The organism is Hyphomicrobiales bacterium (assembly GCA_016710435.1).
Taxonomy (GTDB): Bacteria; Pseudomonadota; Alphaproteobacteria; order Rhizobiales; family Aestuariivirgaceae; genus Aestuariivirga.
This window is the reverse complement of the sequence record JADJVV010000040.1, coordinates 1-8,431: the sequence shown is the minus strand read 5'-3', so window position 1 is coordinate 8,431 and position 8,431 is coordinate 1. Positions and strand designations below refer to the sequence as shown.

Annotated in this window: 12 protein-coding genes; all 12 read right to left on the bottom strand. The window is 60.4% G+C overall.

Features of this window, described 5'->3' with window-relative positions; genetic code table 11:
- On the bottom strand, positions 1–386 hold a 386-nt coding region (locus IPM06_20985), incomplete at its 3' end, for a hypothetical protein (GenBank protein ID MBK8772886.1).
- Between the two features lie 15 nt (positions 387–401).
- Positions 402–1,307: a hypothetical protein gene (locus tag IPM06_20980; GenBank protein ID MBK8772885.1), complete on the bottom strand. Its 906-nt coding sequence runs from the start codon at positions 1,305–1,307 to the stop codon at positions 402–404.
- A 106-nt stretch (positions 1,308–1,413) separates the two neighbouring features.
- Positions 1,414–1,629: a hypothetical protein gene (locus IPM06_20975; GenBank protein ID MBK8772884.1), complete on the bottom strand. Its 216-nt coding sequence runs from the start codon at positions 1,627–1,629 to the stop codon at positions 1,414–1,416.
- Positions 1,629–2,540, bottom strand: coding sequence for a hypothetical protein (locus tag IPM06_20970; GenBank protein ID MBK8772883.1), 912 nt, complete (start codon positions 2,538–2,540; stop codon positions 1,629–1,631). Before IPM06_20970 ends, IPM06_20975 begins: the two co-directional genes overlap by 1 nt.
- 8 nt (positions 2,541–2,548) lie before the next feature.
- Positions 2,549–3,175, bottom strand: a complete 627-nt coding sequence (locus IPM06_20965) for a hypothetical protein (GenBank protein MBK8772882.1) — start codon at positions 3,173–3,175, stop codon at positions 2,549–2,551.
- Positions 3,168–3,464 (bottom strand): hypothetical protein, encoded by a 297-nt coding sequence (locus IPM06_20960; protein ID MBK8772881.1) that lies wholly within the window; start codon positions 3,462–3,464, stop codon positions 3,168–3,170. The genes IPM06_20965 and IPM06_20960 overlap by 8 nt, the downstream gene beginning before the upstream one ends.
- Positions 3,442–5,205: a hypothetical protein gene (locus IPM06_20955; GenBank protein MBK8772880.1), complete on the bottom strand. Its 1,764-nt coding sequence runs from the start codon at positions 5,203–5,205 to the stop codon at positions 3,442–3,444. Before IPM06_20955 ends, IPM06_20960 begins: the two co-directional genes overlap by 23 nt.
- Positions 5,205–5,396 (bottom strand): hypothetical protein, encoded by a 192-nt coding sequence (locus IPM06_20950; GenBank protein ID MBK8772879.1) that lies wholly within the window; start codon positions 5,394–5,396, stop codon positions 5,205–5,207. Before IPM06_20950 ends, IPM06_20955 begins: the two co-directional genes overlap by 1 nt.
- Before the next feature lie 11 nt (positions 5,397–5,407).
- Positions 5,408–5,644 carry a hypothetical protein gene (locus IPM06_20945; GenBank protein MBK8772878.1) on the bottom strand — a complete coding sequence of 79 codons (237 nt, stop codon included), beginning with the start codon at positions 5,642–5,644 and terminating at the stop codon, positions 5,408–5,410.
- A 3-nt stretch (positions 5,645–5,647) separates the two neighbouring features.
- Positions 5,648–6,166 (bottom strand): hypothetical protein, encoded by a 519-nt coding sequence (locus IPM06_20940; protein MBK8772877.1) that lies wholly within the window; start codon positions 6,164–6,166, stop codon positions 5,648–5,650.
- Positions 6,166–7,692, bottom strand: coding sequence for a hypothetical protein (locus tag IPM06_20935; GenBank protein MBK8772876.1), 1,527 nt, complete (start codon positions 7,690–7,692; stop codon positions 6,166–6,168). Before IPM06_20935 ends, IPM06_20940 begins: the two co-directional genes overlap by 1 nt.
- Positions 7,693–7,752: 60 nt before the next feature.
- Positions 7,753–8,304 carry a helix-turn-helix domain-containing protein gene (locus IPM06_20930; GenBank protein ID MBK8772875.1) on the bottom strand — a complete coding sequence of 184 codons (552 nt, stop codon included), beginning with the start codon at positions 8,302–8,304 and terminating at the stop codon, positions 7,753–7,755.
- Between the last annotated feature and the right edge of the window lie 127 nt (positions 8,305–8,431).

The window sequence follows — 8,431 nt, the reverse complement described above, 5'->3', positions numbered from 1 at the left end:
TGCCACACCTGACGCTCGCAGTTGGCGATGTCACGGGCCTCATAGGCGACCTCGATTCCAGTCGTACTTGCCGTGGCAAGAGATACGGCCGAACCGTAGGCGTCGGCATCCACCACAGCCCCACTGGAACGCGAGGCAATGTTGTAGAGACCGACGTCTGCTGCTGCCGAGGTGATGTCGTCGCAAAAGATCTTGATCGACACGATCGACCACGACGAATGCACGCGCAGCATGCGATAGGTCGAGGCGATCGAGTCGCCGCTGACCGTTTCGACGGTGGCCACCTGACGGTGCACGCGGCCCTGGTTGACGCCGATCTTATCGAGCGTCTGCGTCGAGGAATCCGCGTTCGTCACGCGGCTCGACTTGGTATTGACTACTGCCATGGATCACGTCCTTCCTTAGCTCGACGGCCCGTTGGTGGTGTGGCACTCGATGTAGCCGACACGGACCTCTTCCATGCGGGTCGCGCCGATGGTCATCTTGGCGAAGATCTGCGTGGAGTACCCCTTGTCGTCGCGCTCGGAGACGCGAGTCATGATGTCCTGACCGAGGCCAAGCTTCATGCCGCCCTTGGCCCAGAACAGGCACTTGTCGTAGTCGTTCGAGTCCGTGACGATGCGGTTGCAGACCACGATCTTGAAGCCGCCGAACTCAGCGACCTGACCGCTCATCAGCGGGCGGGCGAGGTTGAAGTCGGCCGAACTGATACGGGTGTCGTTGAGCAGGGACGTCACCTGACGCGAGTTGATGATCAGGTACTTCTCGTCGTCCTGGTCGACGTTGTTGGTTCCCAGGCGCTCGCCAGCCGCAAGAATCTTTGCGACGTTGAGCCCGTAGTTGGCCGACGTGACACCAGGCGCTCGGGTCGTGACTGCGACCGTCATGCTGGTGTCATAGGCTGTCGCGGTAGAGCCGTCGACTCCGGTATAGGCCGTACCATCGGCAGCGGCGATGATCTCGTCGTCCATAGAGCGCCCGAGGGCCATCGCCATGGTCTCGGTATACTGAGACGTCGGGTCGATGAGCATCCGGATCTTGTCTTCGTTGTCGATGAGGTCTGAGACCTCGTAGTCAAACAGCGACACACGCCTGCGGGCGTGCGGCGTGTCCATGCGTGGTGTGTCGGCATGGCGCGAGGTGCGCTTGCGTGCCGCCGTGGCGCCGATCTGCTCGAAGTAGGCGATATTGCCGGTGACCGATTCGGTCTCGACACAAGGGCGCAGCTTGGAACCCTTCTGCTGCGTGAGAAGTTTGACGTTCGACTTGAATTGCTGGACGAACGCCGTCGTGATCTGAACAGACATGCTGTCAGCTCCTTGATGACGGTTTCAGTTTTGGGGACGGATTCGTCGAGCCGTTTCGGGTGTCCGCTCGTGGCGGGCCGCCGGTCGTCGAGTGTACGCGGCAGGCTTACTTGCGTGCCGGAGCCGGCAACGGCCGGGTGTTCCGGGCTTGGGGAAGGCTCAATGTCTGCGGGGATTGCTCGGGGGCCTTTTCGGCGTGTCCCGACCCGTCGACGTAAGCCTCGATCTTCCTGGCATTCTCGATCCAGAGATTCAGGTCAGGATTGACCAGAACCGGTTTGGCCATTTCGAGAATGCGAAGGCGATGTTCAGCACTTGCCATCAGTCACGCACCATGACGGGGTCCGTACCGTAGCGCTTTTCGAACAGGCCATTATAGGCCTTCACCACCCGGTCATGATCGGGATGGTTCTTGCTGAACAGAGCATCCTTGTTGTCGGTCTGGAACTTGGCAATTGCAGCATCGATGTCAGCCGGATTGTCGGCCGCGGCTGGCTTGCCCTTTAGCCGCGTTTCTCCGGCAAGCTCACTTCCGATGCGGCCGAAGACCCGGATCATGCGCGGGTCATTGCCGAGGCCGGTCTCGTCGAGATACCGGCGGAACTCAGGATCGCCATACTGATCGATCGCCGACGTCGCCGATCGGGTGAAGGCCTCGTACTGAGCACCGTGCTCGCGCATCAAGTCGGCGCGAACCTTGTCGGCCGCCTGCTTCTGCGCCACAGACCATGCACCGTGCTTCTCGATCTGGGTCTTGACGTAGCCGTCATACAGAGCCTGCGCTTGCTTCTTGGACAGGCCGTTGACATGTGCCCACGTTCGGAAAGATTTTTCCGTGTCATCGTCGTAACCCATGTCGTCCGGAAGTTGCGGCTTTTTGAACTCGTAGCCGTTGGGGTCATCGGGGCGGCCGGCAGCCTTCCACCAGCGCTCCCATCCATCTTTATCATCGTCGGACTTCGGCACGGGGATTTTCTCGTGTCCGACGAGACGCTCGAGGTTCATATAGGCCTTGCCGAGGTCCTCATGTTTCAAGGAGCGCTTGTCTGCATCCCAGAACTTCTCCGGTGCCCACTCCGGGCGCTGGTTGTCGAGCTTGGCCGCAGCAATCGCGGCTTCGGCACCGGCTTGAGCTGGGTCCATGGGCGCCGCAGCTGGTGCCGGTGGCGGAGAGGTGAGAAACGTGCCGCCCGTGTTCTCAGGGGCCGGGGCGGCTTGGGCTTGTCCTTCCATGTCGAACCTCAGTTGATGGTTTGCTCCTCGGGAGGACCGTCCACGGTCTCACCCGTCACGCGACGCACGTCGAACAAATGCTGATTGCCCTCGGCCCGATACTCGCCAGAGATGGACATGAAGTCCGGCCGTTCTGTCATCATGGGCGCAAAGGCCGGGTCAGGCGTCAGCACGCGGTTATTTGGAAACGCCCCGATCAGGCCGTTGCCCATTTTGACGACGTGAAGATGCTTGTGCTGATCTGGGTAGTCCGCCAAATCCGACCCGGTAAAGTCGATCGTGAACTGATACTGGCCCGGCTTCTTGGCTGGCAGCACATAGGCCTCTCCGCGCTTGATGAAGTCGAATTCGACAATACCGAATGTAGACGAGAAACAGTCCCACGGCTGCACGTATGTCATAACCTCTGGGTCTGGACACGGCTTGGTGACAAGCGCCCGGATAGGCAGCAGGAAGTTGACACCGCCATAGGGAGCCTGGAGCGCGCACTGGAACCACAGGGAATGACCGCGAACGCAGCGAACACCGTAGGCGAACGCCTCGACATACTCGCCATGCCCGCGCTGGCGGTCCCGCAGATACTCGCCACGCACCAGGCAGTGCATCATCGGGACGTTTCCCATGATATCAGGCATGAAAACCACTCATTTGGATGGCGATCTCCGTATCCTCCTGAGCCGCGCTTACGAAATCGCCATGGCGAAGGCTGAGAAGGCTGACGATGCGCAGCGCCGCCCGGCGCTCGCCCTCCATGCGGTGACACTCGATCGGATCACTGCTGTCGATGGGGTTATAGACGTTGCAGGTCACCAGGTAGTCGGCGATCGCAGCGCGGCCATCGGGCGAGGCGTGGAATCGCTTCCAGGCGTCGGAGATCTTGCGCGCCGAAAGCCGGCGCGGCTTACTGTTGCGGTTGCTGTCCATTCATCATCGCCTGTGCTTCGCTCATGGCCTGCGGATTGCTCTTGACGGCACCGGCATAGGCTGACATGGCCTGATTGAGATCGATGCCGCCGCCAGCCTGAGCATCGGCCAGCTGCTTCATGGCGCCGGCACCCTTGTGCGCGATCTCGGCCATTGGCTGGCCCATCTGGATAGCCTGCATGGCGTTCTGCATCTGGCCAGCCTGCTCCTGGGCCGCCTCGTCGTTCAGCAAGTCAGGATCACAGTTGAACAGGCTCCAGGCCCAATCCACCAGCTTTTCAGGGTTGACGCGCTTCATCATCACCTGCATCGCGGCCTCAGGGCCGAGTGGCGCGAGAAGCTGATACACCTGCATGATGCCGGACGCTGCCTGCTGGCGCTGCGCCGTTGCAATCGGGCTCACGTATTCGACGGTGAAATCCTTGTCTTTGAGCATCTCTGGCGCCACTGGAAGAACCGACATGCGCTCCAGGATTCCGAAAACGCGGGCAACCATCGGTCCAAGAAGCTCGCTTTCAAGACGCCCCATCAGCGGGCCAAGCAAGCGCATGCGCTCCTGCGTGCGTGCCATGACCTCGGTCGCAGTCATCTGCTTGTCGGTGACGAACTGCATTTCGTCGGTGAAAAACGCCGTGCGAATACGCGCCCTGATGCCGTCCATGGCCGTTGCAACGGCCTGAAGGCCTTGCGGACTCGTCGGCTGCAGCATGATGCGATCGTTGGGATTTCCGCGCAGATAGTTGATGCCGCCCGGAACTTGCCGGACCTGGCCCATCTGGCCGTCATCGTTGATCCAGGTCACGGGATCGGCGTTCTTCTGCGCCGTCTTGAGGAAAACCAGCATCATCGATTGCAGCATCTTGATGTCAGGAAGCGCTGTCATGGCCGGCGAGCGACCATAGACTTCACTGGAATACTTCGACCAGCGCGGACAAAGATACGGGAACTCTGGATATCCGCTCTCCGACAGAACATGCTCGCCGTCGTGTTCGAAGTAGACGGACGCGAACGGCATGTTCTTGGAATCGCGCTTGCTCGCATCGCGCTCGGAGCGCGGAAGAACCGCATGAATGACGTGGACAGGATCGTCGTACTTCTTGGCGTCGTAAAGATTTTTGACGCGACCCGAGACCGATTTCCAATCGCCAGACTGCACCATCTGCATCATCTGTCGAACGGTGTAGGTCGATCGACGGAACACCGTGTCGACACGGCCATCAACGTTCTCGGCGATGACGCATTCAGCCAGCGACCTAGATTCGAACAGCAGACCACCGTCATCGCGCTGGCCGATGTACAGAATCGCTGTGCCAAATGCGCCAAGGTCGAGATAGGTCTCGTGCAGTGCTGTGGTGAAGTTTGTTCCAGGCTCGTAAAGCCGCGACCACATCACGTCCTCGACGTGGGATAGAAATCGGCGAACGTCGGCATTCTCGTTGAGGTCGATCAACTCACCGTCAGAACCGAAGTCCTGACCTGTGATCATGCGAAGCGTGAACCACTTCGCTGCCGGGTTCGTGGCCATGCCGTGGAGCCCGGCAGCCAGCAGCTCGTTGGAAAATATGCCGGTAGGGTCCTGCACCCTTTGCATACGCTTGTCGCCCGGCGACCTCATGCCGACGAAGTCGATCTTGCGGGGCGACACGTACTCAGCCACCTCCTGACAGTGCGCCTCCATGTTGGCGCGCTCAGGAGACCCCTTCAAGCTGTCGTAGCGCTGGCGGAGTGAACTGACGTCCATCACTTGCCGAGCGTCGGACTGGCCGTAGCCGCTGCCGTAGTGTCGCCACCCGCTCCGGTTAGCATCGTCGACTGATATCCGCCCTCAGCACCCAGCATGGCGCCACGCTGACGGGAGCGGAGAGCATCGATCTTGGCGTCACGCACCGGCACGGGCGGCGGAGGCGCGACGGGGGTTGGAGGCTTGGCCATGCACATCGCCGTTACCTCGCGCTCGAGCTGCGACCGTCAGCCATGCCACCGGCAGCGGGCAATCCACCATCCGAGCCGCCGGTTCCGAGCGAAGACCCGAACGACGCCGTATCGGCGGCACCGCCATTCGTCGACGCCAGCAACGCTGCACGTTGCTGCGCCGTGTTGGAGCGATCGGCTGAGTAGTCGAATTGCGTCACCGGCTTCTGCTTGGGCTGCGCATTGCTGCCACCACCACCAAAACACATCGGTCATGCCTCCTTTGCTTGCACGTAATGCGGTCGCACGATCGCGTCGTTGCGACCGACGAGCCACACGAACCGCTGATAGTCGCCACCGTCCTTGCCGTAGCCAGCCATGGGAGGGCCCTCGGCGACTCCGCCCATGGCGCGGATAAGCTTGTGCGCCTCATGGTGATCGGCCCGGCTGTCGCACTGCAGACGATGGCCTTTGCACTGTTTGATGAGGTCCGCGGCCTCGGCGCGAAACCAACGCATCAGCGGCACGATCCCAGACCTCAGGTCGTCAGTCCCGAACATCGTCACTTCCCACACGCCGGGCCTCGTTTCGGTCAGCGCAGCCACGGCGCATGGCTTGCCGTTGGCCCACGAGATACGACCACGCCCATTGTTGCGGATGAGTTCGTCGCATACGTGGGCCAGCACGATCGGCGCATCGAACGGGACAAGATTCATGATCTCGACCAGATCGCAGGCCCGCATATTGAGACAGAGGTATTCGAGGTCGATACGAGTTGGTGTCGTCAGCATCAATAGCGGTGCGGGTCGTAGTCCATGGACGCCGTCGATTGGCGCACAACACGTTCGTAGGAGTCATGAGAGACGGCATGCACGTCGTAATACATGGCCGCGACGATCTGGCGATGCGAGGACATGGCGTGATCGCCACCTGCGAACGTCAGCAGAAAGGCATCGGCCTTGTTCGGAGACTTGAAGCCGCGCTTCTTGAGATCGTCCTTGCTTTCCACTTTGAGCTTGCCAGACGATTCAACCTTGTACTTTGGCACCACGATCTCAGAAATCAGGCCATCGTCACGCGGCATCGTGACCGCCCGCGATTCGAACCACGACTTGCCCTTGAACCATAGCTCATCGCGTAGCCGCATGTAGCGATCGGCATCCGTGGCCGGCGCCTCGCTGACATTGACGCCGCGCACCGGCAACCCCAGCTCCCGCAACCGGTCGACAACACCGCCACCCATGCCGATGACATCGACGTTGATCGCGCCTGGCCTCTCACTGTCGCGCGACTGTTCGAACTCGCGCACGATCAGGCCGACCGTCTGCATCAGATCCTTCTTGCGCCATTCGACGACCTGGGCCAGCAATGTATTCCCGCGACGCTTGGCCAGGGCCGTCGAGTCGTCGCCGAAGCGCGCCACGTCCAGCCCCCACACCACAGATGCATCACCCGGAGACACTTCGCGACCGACAGCAGCCTCGACAGAACCAAGAGAAATCACGCTGTCGTCCTCGGTTAGTGGAAAGTCGCCGAGCACGCGCACGCGATAGACGTTTGATCCCTCACCGTACTCCCGCGCGATCTGCGCCGGATACTCTGGACTGACGCGAGATGAAGACTGGCACGGGACATGATAGACACGCCATTGGTCTCTATTCGAGTGGTGTGAGCGGAAAAAGTATCCACTCGTTCGGGTTGGGTTGGCGAACATGAAAACCCAACTGTGTTCAGAACTGAGAGCGCCGCCGGCGGTCTCAAAGATCACGTCATCAATGCCGGAGGCTTCTTCGATGAAGAACGCCAGTGTTCCGGCGTGGAAGCCCTGCAACGCTTCTGGCCGTTCCGGGCGCGCTGTCCGCGCCACGGCGAACGCCCCCTCTGGATCGGCCTTGATCGAAACACGCTCAGCCGTAACCTCGATCATGTCCTTGAGGAACGGCGGAAGCTCGCGCCACCAACGACTGATCTCCGCCCAGACGACATCTCGCAGCTGATCTTGGCTGTTCGCCGTGACCGGGCACTTCAGGTTGCGATGGAACAGCACGAACCAGAGGATCAACCACGCTTCGACCGTCGACTTGCCGACGCCATGACCGGCGCGAACCGAAAACCGTCGTCGCCCTTCTTCGCGCGCCCGGCCAACATCCTTGAGAAACTCACCCTGCCACAACTCCGGGCCGACGGGCGGCGTTTCCGGCCTCGGCGATCCTGGCACCCACGGCGACCACTGTTCCTCCGTAATGTGGAACATGGCCTCAAGGACAAAATGAAACGGCGATGCGGACCAGCGCCGCACCATCTCTTGCCAGCTCAAAGCAAAACCATTCCGAGACTGAAAGTGTCCGCCCGGCGAATGGCGACACTCGCAGGAATTCTATTCCGCAGCATCGGCGATATGCTCGATGACTTTTGCGCTAGAGCCAGAATTGAGGTTCTTCACGAACGCCTCGAATTCCGCCGAGATCGTCAGTGTGTGCGTTACATCCTGCTCAATACGATCACGCCACTTGTCCTTACGGCGGTTCTTGAGCCAGAAGATTGCAGCCGCCGTGTCAGGGGCCACCTTCTCGCGATACGGCGCATAGACAGGCTTTTCAGCCCCGGCCGGCATGAAGATTTTGACCGCCTCCTGCTCGTACCCTACGGCCTTCTGGTACAAGCTTCGCTCAACTGCGTTGTCGGCCTCTTCCTTGCCTACTATTATGGAGCGACAAAATTGCTCATGCATCGATCGCCATCGTTCGATCGTGCGCTTTGTAACTCCAAAGAAATCTGCGAGGTCGACATCTGTCGCACCGAGCTTGCAGAGCTTCTCTGCCTGCGCTGCGAACTCATCGCGGTAAAGGGATGGGCGACCCGGACCGATGGGTTCGCTATCTACGATCTCCCCTTCTCGGGCTAGGGATGCAGCAACTTCTGAGTTCATAGTGTCCCCTGATTGTCCATTGCTGGGTCAGGTCTCCTTTCGGACATGACCTACTGACCGGTTTTGATGCCTGCAAAATCAGCATCGGTCCAAATCTTATCGGCATGGACGGACGCGCGCTCGGCCA